The organism is Acinetobacter pseudolwoffii, from assembly GCF_002803605.1.
In the GTDB taxonomy this organism is placed as follows: Bacteria; Pseudomonadota; Gammaproteobacteria; order Pseudomonadales; family Moraxellaceae; genus Acinetobacter; species Acinetobacter pseudolwoffii.
The window spans coordinates 14,062-32,513 of record NZ_PHRG01000009.1; the positions used below are offsets into that span (position 1 = coordinate 14,062).

23 protein-coding genes and 1 pseudogene are annotated in these 18,452 nt (G+C 41.0%); 13 read left to right on the forward strand and 11 right to left on the reverse strand.

The genetic code is table 11. From position 1 onward, the window contains the following. Nucleotides 1-30 precede the first annotated feature (30 nt). The 10 genes from CWI32_RS12890 to ahr all read left to right on the forward strand — a co-directional run bounded on the left by CWI32_RS12890 (nucleotide 31) and on the right by ahr (nucleotide 8,876). Complete coding sequence (locus tag CWI32_RS12890; RefSeq protein WP_100535471.1) at nucleotides 31-2,214, forward strand: polysaccharide biosynthesis tyrosine autokinase; 2,184 nt, start codon at nucleotides 31-33, stop codon at nucleotides 2,212-2,214. Nucleotides 2,215-2,379: 165 nt separating this feature from the next. After that, nucleotides 2,380-3,084: a BamJ family beta-barrel-assembly machinery protein gene (gene bamJ / locus CWI32_RS12895; RefSeq protein WP_100535472.1), complete on the forward strand. Its 705-nt coding sequence runs from the start codon at nucleotides 2,380-2,382 to the stop codon at nucleotides 3,082-3,084. 48 nt (nucleotides 3,085-3,132) lie between these two features. Further along, the gene (gene bamJ, locus CWI32_RS12900; protein WP_100535473.1) at nucleotides 3,133-3,822 is read left to right on the forward strand and encodes a BamJ family beta-barrel-assembly machinery protein; all 690 of its coding nucleotides are present in this window, start codon (nucleotides 3,133-3,135) and stop codon (nucleotides 3,820-3,822) included. 164 nt (nucleotides 3,823-3,986) lie between these two features. Beyond that, entirely contained in the window at nucleotides 3,987-4,721 is a 735-nt protein-coding gene (locus CWI32_RS12905) for a dienelactone hydrolase family protein (RefSeq protein ID WP_005173643.1), read from the forward strand. Between the two features lie 94 nt (nucleotides 4,722-4,815). Then, nucleotides 4,816-5,175 (forward strand): HIT family protein, encoded by a 360-nt coding sequence (locus tag CWI32_RS12910; RefSeq protein ID WP_100535474.1) that lies wholly within the window; start codon nucleotides 4,816-4,818, stop codon nucleotides 5,173-5,175. Nucleotides 5,176-5,335: 160 nt separating this feature from the next. Continuing rightward, nucleotides 5,336-6,364 (forward strand): A/G-specific adenine glycosylase, encoded by a 1,029-nt coding sequence (gene mutY / locus CWI32_RS12915; protein ID WP_100535475.1) that lies wholly within the window; start codon nucleotides 5,336-5,338, stop codon nucleotides 6,362-6,364. Nucleotides 6,365-6,433: 69 nt separating this feature from the next. Continuing rightward, on the forward strand, nucleotides 6,434-6,976 hold the full coding sequence (locus CWI32_RS12920; RefSeq protein ID WP_005173640.1) for a M23 family metallopeptidase: 543 nt from the start codon (nucleotides 6,434-6,436) through the stop codon (nucleotides 6,974-6,976). A 15-nt stretch (nucleotides 6,977-6,991) separates the two neighbouring features. Beyond that, nucleotides 6,992-7,237, forward strand: a complete 246-nt coding sequence (locus CWI32_RS12925) for a hypothetical protein (protein WP_004728896.1) — start codon at nucleotides 6,992-6,994, stop codon at nucleotides 7,235-7,237. Between the two features lie 24 nt (nucleotides 7,238-7,261). Then, nucleotides 7,262-7,843, forward strand: a complete 582-nt coding sequence (locus CWI32_RS12930) for a DNA-3-methyladenine glycosylase I (protein ID WP_100535476.1) — start codon at nucleotides 7,262-7,264, stop codon at nucleotides 7,841-7,843. 4 nt (nucleotides 7,844-7,847) lie between these two features. Then, nucleotides 7,848-8,876 (forward strand): NADPH-dependent aldehyde reductase Ahr, encoded by a 1,029-nt coding sequence (ahr, locus tag CWI32_RS12935; protein ID WP_100535477.1) that lies wholly within the window; start codon nucleotides 7,848-7,850, stop codon nucleotides 8,874-8,876. 50 nt (nucleotides 8,877-8,926) lie between these two features. On the opposite strand, the gene CWI32_RS12940 is transcribed toward ahr, so the two are convergent. The 3 genes from CWI32_RS12940 to CWI32_RS12950 form a co-directional block, all read right to left on the reverse strand. Then, entirely contained in the window at nucleotides 8,927-9,571 is a 645-nt protein-coding gene (locus tag CWI32_RS12940; protein WP_100535478.1) for an START domain-containing protein, read from the reverse strand. A 58-nt stretch (nucleotides 9,572-9,629) separates the two neighbouring features. Continuing rightward, on the reverse strand, nucleotides 9,630-10,451 hold the full coding sequence (dapB, locus tag CWI32_RS12945; RefSeq protein ID WP_005173632.1) for a 4-hydroxy-tetrahydrodipicolinate reductase: 822 nt from the start codon (nucleotides 10,449-10,451) through the stop codon (nucleotides 9,630-9,632). A 317-nt stretch (nucleotides 10,452-10,768) separates the two neighbouring features. Continuing rightward, nucleotides 10,769-11,341 (reverse strand): hypothetical protein, encoded by a 573-nt coding sequence (locus CWI32_RS12950; protein ID WP_100535479.1) that lies wholly within the window; start codon nucleotides 11,339-11,341, stop codon nucleotides 10,769-10,771. 179 nt (nucleotides 11,342-11,520) lie between these two features. On the opposite strand from CWI32_RS12950, the gene CWI32_RS12955 reads away from it, so the two are divergent. Together CWI32_RS12955 and CWI32_RS12960 are read left to right on the forward strand one after the other, a co-directional pair. Continuing rightward, nucleotides 11,521-11,817 (forward strand): type II toxin-antitoxin system RelE/ParE family toxin, encoded by a 297-nt coding sequence (locus CWI32_RS12955; RefSeq protein WP_005175534.1) that lies wholly within the window; start codon nucleotides 11,521-11,523, stop codon nucleotides 11,815-11,817. A 1-nt stretch (nucleotide 11,818) separates the two neighbouring features. Beyond that, on the forward strand, nucleotides 11,819-12,109 hold the full coding sequence (locus CWI32_RS12960) for an addiction module antidote protein (RefSeq protein ID WP_100535480.1): 291 nt from the start codon (nucleotides 11,819-11,821) through the stop codon (nucleotides 12,107-12,109). 98 nt (nucleotides 12,110-12,207) lie between these two features. Here the strand turns inward: CWI32_RS12960 and CWI32_RS12965 are convergent, their stop codons facing one another. Together CWI32_RS12965 and CWI32_RS12975 are read right to left on the reverse strand one after the other, a co-directional pair. Then, nucleotides 12,208-13,533, reverse strand: a complete 1,326-nt coding sequence (locus tag CWI32_RS12965) for an ISNCY family transposase (RefSeq protein WP_100535481.1) — start codon at nucleotides 13,531-13,533, stop codon at nucleotides 12,208-12,210. 158 nt (nucleotides 13,534-13,691) lie between these two features. Beyond that, on the reverse strand, nucleotides 13,692-14,081 hold the full coding sequence (locus CWI32_RS12975; protein WP_100535482.1) for a hypothetical protein: 390 nt from the start codon (nucleotides 14,079-14,081) through the stop codon (nucleotides 13,692-13,694). Nucleotides 14,082-14,174: 93 nt separating this feature from the next. Between CWI32_RS12975 and CWI32_RS12980 the strand changes: the two genes are divergently transcribed. Further along, the gene (locus tag CWI32_RS12980; RefSeq protein WP_100535483.1) at nucleotides 14,175-15,605 is read left to right on the forward strand and encodes an aminotransferase-like domain-containing protein; all 1,431 of its coding nucleotides are present in this window, start codon (nucleotides 14,175-14,177) and stop codon (nucleotides 15,603-15,605) included. A gap of 2 nt (nucleotides 15,606-15,607) precedes the next feature. Here CWI32_RS12980 and CWI32_RS12985 read toward each other — a convergent pair whose 3' ends face one another. From CWI32_RS12985 to CWI32_RS13010, 6 genes and pseudogenes are all read right to left on the reverse strand, one after another. After that, the gene (locus tag CWI32_RS12985) at nucleotides 15,608-15,805 is read right to left on the reverse strand and encodes a hypothetical protein (RefSeq protein WP_100535484.1); all 198 of its coding nucleotides are present in this window, start codon (nucleotides 15,803-15,805) and stop codon (nucleotides 15,608-15,610) included. Nucleotides 15,806-16,422: 617 nt separating this feature from the next. Beyond that, nucleotides 16,423-16,695, reverse strand: a complete 273-nt coding sequence (nadS, locus tag CWI32_RS12990; RefSeq protein ID WP_005166627.1) for a NadS family protein — start codon at nucleotides 16,693-16,695, stop codon at nucleotides 16,423-16,425. Continuing rightward, nucleotides 16,688-17,008, reverse strand: a pseudogene (locus tag CWI32_RS12995) (type II toxin-antitoxin system RelE/ParE family toxin). Before CWI32_RS12995 ends, nadS begins: the two are co-directional and overlap by 8 nt. A gap of 114 nt (nucleotides 17,009-17,122) precedes the next feature. Then, the gene (locus CWI32_RS13000; protein ID WP_005166622.1) at nucleotides 17,123-17,320 is read right to left on the reverse strand and encodes a hypothetical protein; all 198 of its coding nucleotides are present in this window, start codon (nucleotides 17,318-17,320) and stop codon (nucleotides 17,123-17,125) included. Nucleotides 17,321-17,389: 69 nt separating this feature from the next. Beyond that, nucleotides 17,390-17,617, reverse strand: coding sequence for a hypothetical protein (locus tag CWI32_RS13005; protein WP_100535485.1), 228 nt, complete (start codon nucleotides 17,615-17,617; stop codon nucleotides 17,390-17,392). Between the two features lie 111 nt (nucleotides 17,618-17,728). Beyond that, nucleotides 17,729-17,944: a cold-shock protein gene (locus tag CWI32_RS13010; RefSeq protein ID WP_004280856.1), complete on the reverse strand. Its 216-nt coding sequence runs from the start codon at nucleotides 17,942-17,944 to the stop codon at nucleotides 17,729-17,731. Nucleotides 17,945-18,452: the final 508 nt, after the last annotated feature.

The following is an 18,452-nucleotide window of genomic DNA, read 5'->3' on the forward strand; positions in this document are numbered from 1 at the left end:
ATCACTTTTAAACTTTTAGAAAGCAAAATTATGAACAAAAATAACAATACCGAAAATATGATTGACCTAAAAGGGGTGTTATTTTCCTTGTTTGCGCAATGGAAACTTATCCTCGTATGTGCCTTGCTCAGCGTGCTTGCTGTCCTGCTCTATTTACGCACTGCAGCGATTAATTATAAGGTCGATGCCATCGTCCAGGTCGAAGAAAGTAGAGGTGCCTCAGCTGCTTTATTGGGTAACCTTTCAAGTGTCATTGGGCAAATGTCTTCATCTAATGCTGAAGTTGAGGTATTAAAATCACGCAATATTCTGGAATCAGTAATTAATCGCTTAAATTTAGATCTTCAGATTACCAGTACTGAAGACACTTTTGTTAAGCGACTATTTCAAGGGGTAAATTATCAAACCGAATATCAACCTGAAACTGTGCGCTTTAAAGAGGGTCAAAAAAGCTTCGACATTCGACAGTTTGAAGTTCCTGCCACCTATTTGGATAAAAATCTGCTACTGCAATTTCAACAACAGGGCTTTAGTCTGATCAATCCTGTGACAGAAGAAACCATTTTCAAGGGTGCACTGAACCAGCCAGTACAATTCAAGACTGCGCAGGGCGACTGGAAAATCGCGATCTTTACTCAGGATCCGCTAGATAGCAGTTATCAGGTGCAAAAGCTCTCTTTACCCTCAGCGATTGATTCTATTCTTGCCAATTATTCAATTGTAGAAAAAGGCGAACTTAGCGGGATTTTGCAGCTTCGCTACCAAGGTCATGACAAACAGCACATCACCAAAGTTCTGAATACTATTTTGGCAATTTATAGCCAAAATAATATTACCCGTCGTTCGGCAGAAACTGCTCAGACCCTCGCTTTCTTGGATGCTCAATTACCGGATTTAAGAAAACAGCTGGATGATGCAGAGCGGGTCTTTAACCAATTCCGTCAACAGCATAATACTGTCGACATCACCCGGGAGTCAGAATTATATTTAAATCAGAGTGTGACTTTAGAAACACAACGAGCTCTACTCGAACAGAGACAGGCGGAAATAGGCGCTAAATATGCAGCAGCACATCCGACCATGCGAGAAGTTACTGCTCAACTTCGTGTGATTAATGGCAAGATTCGTGAGCTCAATACGACACTTAAAAATCTTCCAGAAATACAACGCCAGTATTTACAACTGTCTCGTGAAGTCGAAGTCAAACAACAACTGTATACCAATTTGGTCAATTCCTACCAACAACTGCGAATTGCCAAAGCCGGCGAGATTGGCAATGTACATGTTATTGATACTGCGCTTGAACCGATTGACGTGATTAAACAGAAACAGCCATTAATTCTGTTCTTAACTTTTTGCTTCGGTACTTTCTTGGGAATTCTGGTGGCATTATTCCGCAATATGTTCCGTTCTGGAGTGAAAGATAGTAGCCAAATAGAATACCAACTGGATCTTCCCGTCTATGCCAATATTGCACACTCCCCTGTTCAGAAACCGGGACTGAAACTGCTGAAAAAGAAAAAACTGCCTTTCTTATTAGCCCTTAAACATAGTGATGATATGGCGATCGAAAGCTTGCGCAGCATCCGGACAGCAAGTCATTTCGCTCTGTCTCAGGCCAAAAACAATATTATTATGATCTCGGGTCCAGCGCCTAGAGTTGGAAAATCATTTGTTTCCAGCAATCTGGCAGTCATCATGGCAGAAAAACATAAACGCGTATTGATCATTGATGCGGACTTGCGTCGTGGTCATATACACAAATATTTTGATTTGGATAATCAATATGGATTAACTGAATACCTGAATGAGCAAATTACCTTGGAACAGATGGTACAAAGCACTAATGTAGCAAACCTCAGCGTCATCACCTGTGGTGAAAATCCAGTCAATCCATCCGAACTTCTCAATTCGGTACGGTTTCAGGAATTACTGCAACACCTGACGCCACACTATGATCATATTATAATTGATACGCCTCCTGTCCTGGCGGTCACGGATGCGATCATCGTGTCCCGATATGTCGGACTCAATCTGGTGGTGGCCCGCTATGCAAAAACACAAATGAAGGAATTGGCACTGACAGTGAACCGTTTTAAACAAGCGGGAAGTACCGTAAATGGCTTTATCCTGAATGATATCCAGCGTTCAGCAGGTGGTAGTTATAGCTATGATTATACTTATAGCTATAAAACCAAAACAAAAACCAGTTGATCTTTTTGAATAAAAAAACCAGCCATTGCTGGTTTTTTTATTTTTTTAAAGCTCTACCAAACTGCGATATTTGCTTGCTAAAAAACCACCCATTCTGCAAGATTTCTCAAAATTTTCTGCTAAGATGGAATGAACCTCAACGATAACATTAGATTGGAATAATACATGAGCAAGGCCTTACCGATTGCTGTCGCTGTTCTTCTAGGCGGTGCCGCGCTAGTACCTGTTTACTATGCAACTCAAAACCCAGCTGCTCAAACGACTAAAGCATCTAAAGATGCCTCTGCTGTTTCTAAAATCAGCTATGCTCTCGGTTATGAAGTGGCTCATCAAACCCCACCTGAACTCGATATTAATAGCTTTGTGACAGGCGTACGTGAAGGACATGCGCGTACTGAACCGGCGTATACTGAAGAAGAACTACAGGCAGCTTACGAACAGTTCCAGAAAGAAATGCAGCAAAAGCAACTCGATAGCACTAAACAGGCACAAGCATCGAGTGACAGTTTCCTGACAGAAAATACCAAAAAAGCGGGTGTAAAAACCACAGCTTCCGGTTTGCAATACCTAGTGACCAAAGAAGGCACGGGCAAACAGCCGGCTGCTTCTTCAATCGTGAAAGTCCATTACACCGGCAAACTGGTGGATGGTACTGTATTTGACAGTTCGGTTGAACGTGGCGAGCCGATTGAGTTTCCACTCAATCAAGTGATTCCAGGCTGGACTGAAGGTCTGCAACTGATGAAAGAAGGCGGTAAAGCGACCCTGTATATCCCATCTCAACTTGGTTATGGTGAACAAGGCGTGCCAGGGACGATTCCTCCACACAGTACTTTGATTTTTGATGTGGAACTCATTGAAGTCAAATAATCTATAAATAAGGAGAGCAATGCGCTCTCCTTTATTTTGAGAATAAATATGAAAATACAAATAAGTTTGATGGTTTTACTGCTAAGTTCTGGCAATCTGCTTGCCAAAGATGTGACCAATAAAAGCCCGGAAGCTGAACAGGTCGGTTATAGCTTTGGTTATCTGATGGGGAAAAGTAATGCTGACTCTTTGCAAGGGATTGATCTGGATGCTTTCAGTGCCGGTTTAAAAGCTGCTGCTGCCGGAAAACAATCCACTTTAACTGAAGAAGACATGGCTCGAGTGCTGACCCAGTTTAAACGTCAAAGTGAAGCCAAAGAGCTGATTGAATTAAAACAAAAAGCTGAAGAAAACACCAAAATCGGTCAGGATTTTCTGACAGAAAATGCCAAAAAAGCAGGGATAAAAACGACTAAATCTGGCCTGCAATATCAGATTCTTCAGCAAGGCAAAGGCAAATCGCCAAAAGCCGATAGCAATGTCCGCGTACATTATGAAGGCCGTTTGATTGATGGTACGGTTTTTGACAGTTCAATTGCCCGCAATCAGCCTGTGGTCTTCCGTACCACCCAAGTGATTACCGGTTGGACTGAAGGCCTGCAACTGATGAAAGAAGGTGCCAAATACCGCTTCTTCATTCCTGCAGAACTGGCCTATGGACAAATTGGTTCAGGTGATGTGATTGAGCCAAACAGTACCTTAATTTTTGATGTGGAATTACTGGAAATTATGAAGTAATCAATACTGTTTTTTTTAAATATTCAATCAGAGAGGCGCGATAGCGGCCTCTCTTTTTTATATGGATGAAGCATAATTAATCGAATGTTTTCATGTCACATTCAGATCAGTTTTGCTATGTTATATGTTAATTAAACGGTTCAACAAGAATAGAGGACGTCAGCATGGCAGCAATCAAGACCCGTGAAATTCATTATACTGCGCCGGATGGTAGCGCATTGATTGGCTATTTTGCCGCTCCAGAAACAGATGCACCCCTTGCAGGTGTGCTGGTCGCACCAGAATGGTGGGGTCGTAATGAATATACCGAACAGCGCGCTCGCGAACTTGCAGAACATGGCTATGCGGCCTTGGCGATTGACATGTATGGTGACAAAAAAGTGACCACCCATTCTGATCAGGCCTACCAGTGGATGATGCAGACCTTTGAAGATCCGGACACCATCGTTGATCGTGCGACAGCAGCTTTAAATACCTTGGCAGCACAGGATGAAGTCAATGCAGAGAAACTTGCTGCCATCGGTTTTTGTTACGGCGGTAAAGTGGTGCTGGATCTGGCGCGTGCCAATGCCCCTTTAAAAGCAGTGACCACCTTCCACGGGACACTTGCTGCCAAAGCACCGGCTCAAGAAGGTCAGGTTCAGGCCGAAATTCTAGTCTTGCACGGTGAGCTAGACAGCATGGTCACCTTAGATGATGTCGCCAGTTTCCGTGAAGAAATGCATGCGGCCAACGTCGAGCATGAGGTGATTGTCTTTGAAGATGCCAAACATGGCTTTAGCAACCCGCTCGCCGACGAACGGGCCAAAGCCAATGGCGTGGATCTTGGTTACAATGCTGAAGCGGAACAAAAAAGCTTGGCGGCGATGTATGCCTTATTGGAACGTCATTTGGCTTAAATAGATATAAGTGCTCGACTTGAAATCAAGCTGAGCACTTTAAAGAATCATTGAAGAAAAGAACGATAAATCCTACCAGAGGAGAATGCTGACTATGGCTGAAACCAACTGCCTTTACTGTAACTATGACGAATATGATGTCATTGCTAAAAATGATTATGGTGTGGTGCTGCCTGAACCGAATTCATTATCCGAAGGTCACTGTGTAGTGATTCCACTCCGGCATGTGGCTTCATTTTTTGAAGTGACGGACAAAGAACGTAAAAGCCTGATGTCTTTGCTCGAACAGGCACGTAATGAGCTCAATTTACGTTACCAGCCCGCCGGTTTCCATGTCGGTTTTATTGATGGCGAAGTGTTTCAGGAAAAGGGCGAACATCTGCATATTCATATTATTCCGCGCTATAAAGACAAAGTATTGAAGCTGGATGAACGTTGGGGGATTAGCGACTAAGTCTTTGCTGTTTTAAAATAAATGCTCTTCGGAGCATTTATTGTTTGTGTTATTAAGCCGATATCCATACACACTACTCCGCAGTTTTTATCTACTTTTCACATTTCAGGCCTGCCGATTCCGCTATAATGGCTGCTGCTTATTCAGTTGCTATTTATCCATGTTTGTATTTTCAGATGCCCTGTTAGAATGGTTTGATGTGCATGGTCGTCATGACTTGCCCTGGCAGGTGACAGATGATCCCTACAAAGTCTGGGTCTCTGAAATCATGTTGCAACAAACCCAGGTCAAAACTGTGCTGCAATATTATGAACGCTTTATTCAGCGTTTTCCGACCGTTCAGGACTTAGGTCAAGCGTCTTGGGATGAGGTCGCGCCTTACTGGGCAGGACTGGGCTATTATGCCCGTGCCCGTAACCTGCACAAAGCTGCCGGCATGGTGACAGCACAGCAGCAGTTTCCTCAAACCCTGGAACAATGGATTGCCTTGCCGGGGATCGGCCGTTCCACCGCTGGTGCCTTAATGTCACTGGGTTTACGCCAATACGGCGTGATCATGGATGGCAATGTCAAACGGGTGTTGTCGCGTTTCTTCGCGATTGAAGATGATCTGTCCAAACCCATTCATGAACGTGCTTTATGGCAACTGGCTGAAGAATTATGTCCGGTCGAACGTAATCATGACTATACCCAGGCGATTATGGATCTCGGTGCTACGGTCTGCACTCCGAAAAAACCTCTGTGCCTATACTGTCCGATGCAGCAACATTGCAAAGCGCATCAGCAAGGTCTGGAAAATGAATTACCATTCAAGAAAGCCAAAAAACCGGTGCCAGTGCGCTCAGCACAGGTCTTGCTGATTCAGTCCGGTGAAGAATGGCTCTGGCAACAACGACCGAACAGTGGCCTGTGGGGCGGACTCTGGTGCTTGCCGATTATTGAAAATGCCCATGAATTCGAACAGCAATGTCAGCAGCTTGGCCTGAAAAACATCCTCAAAAAAGTCCAGATCAGCCACAGTTTCACCCACTTCACCTGGCAGCTTGAAGCAATCGTTTTCGCAGTGGATCAGGATCAGCAGGAACATCTGGCGATTGAACTGCAAGGCAACTGGATGCGTCCACAGACAGCCATTGATTGCGGTCTGCCGACAGCAATGAAAAAATTGATCTCTGCGGTAAATGTATGACATAGTCTGAACAAAGCAAAAAATCGATCAGCTCAGAATGAGCATTGCCAATATTTAAGGATGAATAGCGTGCGCCAATACCTTGCTTTGACCTGGGTGGCTTTGATTGCCATATTACTGACCGCCTGTAGCAGTACGCCGAAACAACCTTCTTCTGCACAGTTAAATCCGCTACTGGTACAAAAACTGCAAAATAAGCGAATGCCTTCTTCACTGCCCATCCCGGTGGCACGTGTACAGGCACGTGAATTACAGGATACCTGGGGGGCGTCGCGCAGTCGCGGACGTTTGCATGAGGGCATTGATATCATGGCTCCACGTGGAACCAAAGTCTTTAGTGCCACAGAAGGTCTGATTGCAGATTTACGCAATAACAATTTGGGTGGTAAAGTAGTCTGGATTCTCGGTCCGGGCGGCTCCTGGCATTATTATGCACATCTGGATGGACATAAACGCGGCCTGAAAGTAGGTGATGCTGTCAAAAAAGGCCAGCTCATCGGCTATGTCGGCAATAGCGGTAATGCCCGACATACTGCACCACATCTGCATTATGGTATTTATTTACAGGGCAAGGGGCGCGGTGTGGTCAACCCCTACCCCTATTTACGTTAATTTTAGGATATTTACATGTCAGAAACGTTGATCAACCGTCTGGTAGAATTTGCTGAATCAGGCAATCAACAAAAAATCGTGCTGAATGGTCAAAGCTACCAGGGCTGGGTGATGGAAATTACCGAAGATGCGCTGCTGATCAGTACCGGTTATACCGACAAAAGTGGTAAAGACATGTGGATTCAATTTAGCGATCTGGATCAGGCTGAACTGTCGTACTGGGACAATCAGCAGGATCAATGGGCTGTGTTTAAATTATAAAACCATAAAAACAAGGAGCATGGCATGACTCTGCAACGCTGTGGCTGGTGCTCCAATGATCCGCTGTATATCACCTATCATGATCAGGAATGGGGACAAGCCCTGCTGGATGAAAATCGCCTGTTTGAAATGCTGTGTCTGGAAGGACAGCAGGCCGGTCTAGCCTGGATTACCGTACTCAGAAAACGTGAAGCGTATCGTGAACATTTTTTTCAATATTCCATTCAGTCGATTGCAGCACTTACAGATCAACAACTCGAACTCAAGCTTAAGGATGCCCGCCTGATCCGTCATCGTGGCAAGCTGCATGCCATTCGCGAGAATGCCCAAGCATGGCTCAAGCTGCAACAGCAAGACATCAATGTAGGGCAATGGCTATGGTCTTTTGCCCAGCAACCACGACTGAATAATGATGTTGCGGATTATCGTCAGGCAGCGGCACAGACTATCGAAAGCCAGATCATGTCAAAAGCCTTAAAAAAGGCCGGTTTTAAATTTGTCGGACCCACCATTTGCTATGCCTTTATGCAGGCCGTCGGTATGGTCGATGATCACGAAAATCATTGTGACTTTAAAACAATATATTCCCATTCAAAGAAGAGCTGAATTTATGTCGAATAATATTATCCACGCTTATGCTGCAATGTCAGCAGGTGCTGCACTCGAACCCTATCAATTCGATGCTGGTGAACTACAGCCACATCAGGTCGAAGTCAAAGTAGAATACTGTGGCCTGTGTCATTCTGATATTTCAGTCCTCAATAATGACTGGGGTTCATCCGTTTATCCGGTCGTGGCTGGACACGAGATTATCGGCATCATCACGCAACTGGGTGGCGAAGCCAAAGGCCTGAAAGTGGGACAACGGGTTGGCATTGGCTGGACTGCGGAAAGCTGCCAGTATTGCGATCCGTGTATTTCAGGTCAGCAGGTACTCTGTACTGGCGGCCAAGTGGCGACTATTGTCGGACATGCCGGTGGTTTTGCCGACAAGGTCCGTGCTGGCTGGCAATGGGTCATTCCCCTGCCTGAAGATCTGGATCCTGAAAGTGCCGGCCCTCTGCTCTGTGGCGGGATTACCGTATTCGATCCGATTCTGAAACACCAGATTCAGGCTATTCATCATGTTGGCGTGATCGGGATTGGGGGTCTGGGTCATATCGCAATTAAACTGCTCAAAGCTTGGGGCTGTGAGATTACGGCTTTCACATCAAATCTGGACAAGACCGATGAGCTGAAAGCCATGGGCGCAGATCATGTGGTGAATAGTCGTGATGTTGCTGCCCTAAAGGCACAGCGTGGCAAGTTCGATTTATTGCTGAGTACGGTCAATGTCACCTTGAACTGGCAGGCTTATCTGGCCACTCTGGCACCGAACGGTACAGTACATATGCTCGGTCTCCCTTTAGAACCGATGCAAATTCCGGCGGGCATGCTGATTGGCGGCGCTAAATCGGTCACCGGCTCACCGACCGGTTCACCTGCGGCACTGCGTCAGTTACTCCAATTTGCCGCACGTAAAAACATTGCGCCACAAATTGAAGTCTTCCCGATGTCACAGCTGAATCAGGCCATTGAACATCTGCATTCCGGTAAAGCCCGCTACCGGATTGTATTAAAGGCAGATTTCCAAGCTTAAACTCTGACTGTTTCAATCTGGCAAAAAGACCCAGCAATTGGGTCTTTTTTTTATTGCAGGGCTTCAGGCAAAACTGCAAGGCCTGAAGGCTTGGCCAGTTCCGTCTTCATCTTCTGCAACATCTGATACGGCTGCTGCTGTACGAACATATTTACAAAAGTTAAGGGAATCGAGCCTTCCGGATTGGCATAACCATAAGTTGAAACCTTGACCTGATTATTGGCCAGCTTTTGAAAAGTCCAATCCCCCTGATAATCGGTCAAACGCACATAATTCGGATTTAAGGGATAACCGGTCTGAATGGCTTTATTCTTGATACTGATTTGTCCATTAGGTTGCTTGATCATCTTGCCCTGTACAATCAGGTCGCGGTCTTTTAACGGAAATGGAAAATCCAGCACCATATACAAGGTAAATTCGCCTTTTTTATCATCACGTGATAAGACCTTGATGCTGCCCATATAAGGCACCCATTGCACGGCATGCTCGATATCCAGAATCAGCGACACGGCATTTTCAATTGGTGCATGGTAGGTAGTTTCTGCCTTATATAGAAAGACCGGATTCTGCTGATCCTGATAGGTCCAGACCTTGATATTATTTTTATCAATACTCAGTTTGGGCGTATGTAGCGGCTTTGCCTGCGCAATGGTGCCAAGCACCACTGCACAGAGCAGGAAGATCATTTTTTGCATTTTATTATTCGTCTTATTTTAGTTTTAGATCTTTTTTATAAATGATTTTGACTGGGTTTTAAACCTGAATATCGTTAAAACCCAGCACGTCTTTCATGTCATATTTACGTGCATCACGGCCGACCACCCAGGCAGCAGCACGTACTGCACCGCTGGCAAAGTTCATGCGGTTGGTGGCTTTATGGGTAATTTCCACACGTTCACCATCAGCAATAAACATGGCGGTATGTTCACCTACGATATCACCACCACGAATGGTCTGGAAACCAATGCTTTGACGCTCACGCGGACCGGTATGACCTTCGCGGCAGTACACAGCGTCTTCTTTCAGGTCACGGCCTAAAGCATCCGCAATCGCTTCACCCCACATAAGTGCAGTACCCGATGGTGCATCCACTTTATGACGGTGATGTGCCTCAATCACTTCGATATCCACCGTATCGCCAAAGACTTTCGATGCCAGTTCAAGCAGTTTAATCGATACGTTCACACCGACTGAATAATTCGCTGCATAAACCACAGGGGTTTCAGCTGCTGATTCATCTAAATAAGCTTTTTGCTCATCATTCATCCCCGTGGTACCAATCACGATGGCAACACCTGCTTCACGGCAAATTTTCAGATGATTGACGGTCGCTGCCGGTGCGGTGAAATCAATCACGACATCACAGTTTTTGACCACCTCTGCAAGACTACCCACCACCTTGACACCGACTGCACCAATCCCGGCAAGTTCGCCCGCATCTGCGCCTAATAGGGTACTTTCAGGGCGTTCTACTGCAGCTGCCAATTGATAACCGGCTTCATGCACAGCCTGAATGAGGATACGCCCCATACGGCCGCCTGCACCCAAGATTCCAATGCGTGGTGTAGCTGACATAACATAGTCCTGATGTTGATCCAAAATTGCTTTTACTATAGCAAAACTGCGGAATAACACTAAGATGCATTGCATAAAAATCAATGAAAAGATATGAAAGGTGTTATGAGCGATTTTTATATATCTAGAATTTTCTGATTAGATTGGCTTTATAAAGTTGTGGAACATTGCTCAAATAGTAAGCGTGGAACGTGAATAATCATAAAAAAAGCCCAATCGGTGAGGATTGGGCTTTTCAATACAACATAAACAACTGAATTAAAACAAATAATTTAAAGCATTTCGTATAAGGTGTATTATGTTAATTTTAGAGAAACTTAAATTTTGCTCTGTTCTTTTATAATTTTTCGAGCATCTAAAATATGTACAAAGTAAAGAATAAATAAGAGACTTAAAGTATATTTAAAATATTGAATAAACAAAATCAATCCAGGTTTAGCAAAATATAAAGCTTTTTTAAGAATATATCCCTTTGAGCCTGTTTCTGGAAGTGTTGGATCACTTGGAAACCAAGTTAAGCTGATACAAATGATAAAAAAAATAAAGAAAAAGGTCATGGTTGCACTGTACATGGCTAGACCATCACGAGTTCTTATCTGTTTAATAACATCGTTTTGTACCTGTAATTGGATCTCTGGTTTCAAGCCAATAAATTTTCTGCTGAAAAATATAAGAGCAATTGTGATCCAAGTACACATAGCAAAAAAGTCGTTTAAAAACTTATGTTTTGATGAAATTTGAAGTTGTTGTGTATTAGGAAAAATTCCTCTGAACTCAAAATCGAAACAAATTATAGTCAAGGCTATAACAAAGGGGATAATTAAAAAATAATAAAATGGAGCAATATTATCTAAGTAGTTCGTAATCGAATTTGTTTTATGTATTGTCATTAAAGATATTCTATATTGCCCTATATACCTGATTATAAATAAAATTTATACAAATTAAAATATCTAGAATATTTTCATTTAACATAATGGCGGTTATACGAAATTAATGAATGTTCGTATAGATTACTTGCATATTGTATTCGATCGAATACAATATAGTGAGAAGATAAGGAATCCTCATGATTGAAATTAAACGTCTGCCAGAATTTGATGAATGGTTGGATGGCATTAAAGACAATATGACCCGTATTCGCCTGAATCGTAGATTAGATAAGGTTCAACGTGGAAATTGGGGAGACATTAAGCCTCTCCAAGATGGCGTTTGGGAAATGAGAGAATTCTTCGGTGCTGGATGGAGAATGTATTACATCCAACATGGTGACGTAGTGATTGTAATGCTTGGTGGAGGAGATAAATCGACTCAACAACAAGACATCGATCGTGCAGTCAAATTATCGAAAACATTGGAGGATTAAAATGGTTAAAGTCGCTGATTTACCAAGTTTTGATATGGCTGAGTCACTCAAAACTGAAGAAGACATTGTGATGTATCTCAATATGGTTCTTGAAGATAATGATCCAGCTGAATTAGCCCATGCACTTGGTATTATTGCTAAAGCTCGTGGCATGACTCAAATTGCTAAAGAAGCAGGGATTGGGCGTGAGGCACTCTACAAAGCCCTACGTCATGATTCAGCACCACGTTTTGATACCATTAATCGTGTAGTGAATGCTTTAGGCTTAAAACTCACAGTACAACATGCCTAAGACCTTAAAAAAATATAGTAAAAATGGGAGCTAATGGCTCCCATTTTTGTGTTATTCCTAAGTAGAAATGTCCTACCTTAAAACCAAATAGAAATGTCCTATACAGACATTTCCAAGTCAAGCACAGGATTCAGATTTCGTTCTTTGATTACTGTTTTCTGTGCACGTCTGCTTGGCATCTTTTGAGAACGATTGCGTTTATTTTGTTGTTCTAGTTCTTCATGCTGCTGTTGAATATGGGCTAATACAGAACTCAAACGTTTATTTTCAACAATCTCTCGCTGGTTGAGCTGACTTAATTTATCGAAGATGCTGTAATTGATTTTTCTTCCCTGATATTCAATCGCGACTGTACTATCCGGGTATTCCAGAAACTCAAGATACTTGCCAATCAATCTTTGGTTTTCTTCCGTGTTTTCCAGGAGATATACGCATTTATCATAAGTGATCGTCAGGCTATTCGTGACTCTGCGGGGTTCACGCCAGGTAAAAATATCATCTAATTCTTCGGCTGTTTCAGTGACAGTCCGGTGTAGATCCTTGGGATTAAAGGCCATCTTGGCAAACTTCTGATTGAACTGCTCAATGAAGCAGGGTAGCCAGGCATTGGCTTCGGCAATCGAATTGATGCCTTCCAGACGCATTTCTTTGATCAGACGGTCCTGAAGCGTTCTATTGGCTCGTTCTACACGGCCTTTGGCCTGTGGTGAATTAGCGAAGATAATATCGATATTCAGGGTGCTGAGTACGCGCCCAAACTGGGTAATCTTGGTGTCTTTCTTACTGCTTTGATTCACCCTGAAGACTGAATGTTTATCGCTGTAGAAGGCTAAAGGCTTACCATGCTGCTCAACATACAAACGTGTTGAAATCATATAGTCAAAGGTTGATTCCGACTCACAGAAGCGTAAATGCTGTAATTTGCCTGTGGCATCATCGATAAATACCAGCAGACAGCATTTAGGGGCTCGACCTTCAAACCAGTCATGGTGTGAGCCATCGATTTGGATCAGTTCACCATAACAGTCCCGGTTATAACGAGGCTGATACGGGCGTTTCAGACGCTTGGCGCGAGGAATCCATAAATCGGCTGCAATCATCCAGGAACGCAGTGTTTCCACTGAAATATCAAAGCCATGAACGGTGGTGAGCTTTTCATGCGCTAAAGTGGGTCCGAAACCATGCAGTTGATCAGAAACAATATTGAGGCACTTGAGTCTGAGCTCTTCAGGAAGCCTGGAATTGCTGATTTGACCACGACCGGCATGGGCTAATGCAGCTGGGCCTTGAGCTTTGTATTTTTGCAATAAACGCCTGATCTGACGCTCTGAAATATGAAGTAGCTGAGCAGCTTGGGACTGGGTTATGCGTTGATCACAGATTTCCTGCAAGACCGACAATCGTTTAAGTTCTTTATCCGACATAGACACCAACATATCAAACCGTCCGCTAAGAAAATTGCAAAAGCGCATATTCTAAAAGCGGACATTTTTACTTTGGAGAAACCGGACATTTCTACTTTGGGCTTACATTTTTGACTTCGCATAAGGTGTATTATGTTAATTTTAGCAATACTAAATTTTCATAAATTTCGATAGGCTATAATTTTTTTCACTATCTGAGCCTTTAAAATATTCATTTCTCCAATCAATATTTTTTTTTCACCATCTACTAATTTTACTTCAATTTTTTGATCAAAATTCTCACTACATTGAAAGTTTAAATTTGGTCTTTTAGGCGTATTTATAAAATGAAGATCGCCTTCAAAGCGATACTGATAACTATATTTTTTAGGGAGATCAGATAAAGCTTTTATACTTAAAAGCTGATAATTTTCTAAACTTTGTACTTTAAGAAATAATGTGATAACTCCCTCACAGACATCTTGTTGCTGTTGAACTTGTTGAGAAACTTGTTTTAGTTCACAAGCAGTTAATCCTCCTAATGTTAAGAGCATCAAAATAATTTTCATAATGAGTATCCGTTTGTACCTGAAAACAGAATATATCTGTTACTTTAATAGATACAGATGCAGATAAATTAAAAAAATAGGTACAGATTGACAATGTTTCAATATCAGATCTTAGCAAATCAATTAATTAATAGAATCAAAGGTCAAGAGTTAAAATCTGGACAAAAAATGCTGTCTTTGCGTCAATTTTCTAAACAACATAAGGTCAGTATTAATACGGCAAAATCTTGTTATGACCTATTAGAGGCCAAAGGTTTTATCTATGTGGTAAACAAATCGGGATACTTTGTTCAGAATATTAATGGATTAGAAACACTCTCTAATTTAACTTTACCTTACCATTCTGATTTTGTTCCAGGTATACAGGAGGTTTCTCATTTAGATCTACAAATTCAGATCCAAGAAGCGGCAACTAAGAAAAAACTAGCTCAATTAGGCTCAATTCAACTTTCTCCTGACTTAATTCCAGTTACTTTTTTAAAGCAGTCAATGCTACGGGCAATTAAAAATAGTAAAGCTGAAGATTTTCTCTATAGTGATCGACAAGGCCACATTCTCTTACGCGAAGCTCTATCCACTCATTGGGCAGAAGATGGTTTCTATATCCTTCCAGAGAGTATTTACATTAGTAATGGATGTATGCCTGCACTATCAGTAATAGTTCAACAGCTAACTCAAGTAGGCGACAGTATTATTGTCCCGACTCCATGTTATAACGGTCAGTTGCAATTATTGGCCTTACTTAAGCGGAAAATTGTTGAAGTTCCTGCACATACGGAGGGATTTGACTTAGAGCGATTAGAACAAGCAATGCAACATTCGGGAGCAAAAGTCTGCCTATTGACAGCTAACTATCAAAATCCTTTAGGGTTTTGCTTAACAAACAAAGATAAAGAAAAAATTGCACAATTGGCTGCTAAATATCAATGCTATGTTATCGAAGATGATATTTATGCTGAATGCTGTTTTGATAATCTACGACCGTTGCCTATCAAATACTGGGATGAAGATGGATACATCATATATTGTGGATCTATCTCTAAAACAGTTTCACCCGCATATCGAATCGGTTGGTTCTGTACTCCCTCAAGACTCGTAAATCTACATGCTAAATTGATAACACAGAACATCAATGTAAATACCCCATTACAACTTGGATTGGCAGACTTAATTTATAGTCGTGCATATAGACAACATTTAAATAATTTACGCCCGAAGCTATGGGCGCAGGTAGAAGAATATCGATACTTCATAGCAGAAGCTTTTAAAGATATCTCTTTTGGGTTAACCAATCCTCAAGGAGGATATATTTTATGGCTCCAGTTTCCAAAACAAATAGATAGTTTGGAAATGTACTGCTTCGCTCAGCAGCAAGAGATTAATATTGTGCCAGGATTGGTTTTTGGTGCAGGCAATCGCTATAACAATTGTATAAGGATCAATGCTGGACATTCGCTATCAGATGAAATTAGACAAGCAATACAGCTCCTTGCAGACTGGGCGAGACATCAATTAAAGTCTTAGAGTTAACTACTAAACAGCTGACCTATTTCTAACCTGGTATAGCCACGTTCTTTAAAAATCAAAATAATTGCTTTTTTATAATCTTCAGAAGTAGAGGTCTTATATTTTGTTATGAGTTGAATTTCAGAATTAAGCTGAAGGTCATTTTTAATGGTCAATACTTCGCCAGAGATCTTATTAAAGATATTTAGATTAAACATACAGGCACTCGTCATCAGGGTTATAGCGGCCCGACTACAACAAATACCTGCCTTAGCTCAGCTAGACACCCTTGGCTGCAAGGATTACAAATTAGACAAGATTCTGCAAGCTTTGCGGAATTGAGAGCCTGAATATTCGACGAAATTATTCTTCATTTAACATAATGGGCGTTATACGAAATGCGATTTTAAATAATATTATTTATCAAAGGTTTAAGACAAAAAACACACAACTTTCAAGATCAAAAAACACACGTTTTAACAACTCGTGTGTTTTTTAAGCAGATTTGTAATCTTTCGCCAATAAAATTGACTAAAAAATGCTCAATTTTGGCATTTTCCCAATGTTCTCAGCTCTTCCAGGGCGAAAACTATCCCCAATTACTGTGGATGAAATTTAGGCTATTTTGTACGCTTTGGCTCACATCAATCTCGGTCCTTTGCGGCTATCTGAAATACTGGAATTTTCATATGATTAGTTTGTCAGGAACAGGAAGTTTCAGATAATAAAAAAATAAGCACCAGGATGGTGCTACACAAGACATGTAAGAGCACAAACCTAATGTTCCAATAAAAAACCCCGGCAGGATGCCGGGGTTTTTTATTATCTAAACTTCTTAAATTAAAGTTGGATGAGCATCTAGAATACGAATTAAGGTCGCTGCAGGACCAGTCGGATAGCGACGGCCCTGTTCCCAGTTTTGTAGGGTTCTCGCGCTGATATGCAAACGTGCAGCAAATTCTGCCTGGGTTAAGCCAGTTTTCTCACGTACTTCTTTTATATCTGGTAATTCAAGCTCAGTCACTCGACTTGCTTTTATTTCATTGCGTTTGATGGCACCAGCTTCTTTGATTGAAGCAATCAGGTCATCAAATAAGTTGTTATCCATGAAATTGCTCCTTCACTAATTGACGTAGGATCGAGGTCTCTTTGTCTGTCAGATTATCTTTCACAGACTTTGGATAAGCGACTAGGAAAAAGATCTGATCATCCTCTGTGACCCAATAATAGATCACCCGGATACCACCACTTTTACCCTTATTACCTTGAGCACAACGTACTTTACGAATACCACCGCCATTCTTGATTAAGTCACCTTTATCGGGCTATACCAAGAGCTCTTGCTGGAGCTGACGATACTCTTCATCACTTACATGCTCTTTGATTTGCTTAGTAAAAATATTGTTTTCAATGAATAACATAGGTTGAAGTACGTCAATGGCGTATAAGAATTTTAGCAGTTTTTACATAAAAAAACGAGAGCTTTGAGCTCTCGTTTCGCACAATCAATATCGTATTAGTTTTAACAATAGTATTTATAAAATTTTAAAAATTTTTCCACTTAAAGTACTTTGGAAAAACATTTCGAAACTAGGTCGAATATCTTCTCCATCAACAGTGATATGTTTTATATTCGAGTGAGATTGCGTATCGGCAAACTGATGATCTACTGTTGCTTGAATAGCGTGTTTAACCCCAAACTGGTCTTTTACGCTGAGATTCTGTTTAAACATATATATTCCCTTAATAAAATTATAGTGGTAGAAATCTACCCAAATTTTTAATGCTTGTTGATGTTGGCTCTAAGCAACTTTATGACTTAATTTAAATAGCTGATTTAAAGAAGTGTAAAATGTACGGCCATCCAAATTTAAATCAACTTCCATTCCAGAGGAAAGAAGAACTCTTTTACCCACTTCAATTCTTTTTAAACCCTGACGTGTATTTTGCATTTTATTGAGAGGAATTAACGAAACAATAATTTCAGTACCATTTTTAGATTTTGCAATTAAATCATTTATTTTTAACAACTTGAATCCTGTTTTTCTAAAGATTTTTCCAATTTGGAAAATAACTTAAAATTAAATTTGAACGATAAAAAAAGCACTTATTAAGTGCTTTTTTTTACTGTTTATTCTCACTTAGATAGCAACAATATTTACAGCATTCGGTCCTTTTTGACCTTGAGCTACACTGAATTCAACCAGTTGGCCTTCCATTAAGGTTTTAAAACCTGAACTGGCGATTTCGCTGAAATGAGCAAAAACATCTGGACCTGATTCTTGTTGAATAAAACCAAAACCTTTAGTTTCGTTGAACCACTTTACAGTACCTTTAACAACATTTGAGTTTGACATAATATATCCTACTAATTTTTTAATAATTTTTAGTCAATTTATTGACTGAATATAACTTTGAAATAATAAAGAATGAGACTTAAAATCTGAAAAAAACGAAGGATTATGACTAAAACTGCGATACTTAAAGAAGATTTACCGAAACAAGACTTTTTTCTAGTTAAGTTAACTATACACGAAAAATTTAATTAATCAAGTTTTCTTATATATATATTTATTTTATTTATTAAAAATGAAATTTTAAAAATTTATAGTGATTTCAATAAGATTAAGCTTTCATTGTCATGATAACAAAATAAGAGTAATCTGCTGTACTGGTAAATTTGATAAGTAATGAATGCGATTATATAGCTCTGTAATAACAATATTGGCCTTTTTAATTTCGGGAATGATGCTTTTTTCTCACTTACAAAATATCTATCACCCTCCAAATTTGGACTCATACTTTCTATTTAGATAGTCAAATATAAAAACAGAAACCGCTTTTTAGGCGGTTTTTATGTTTAAG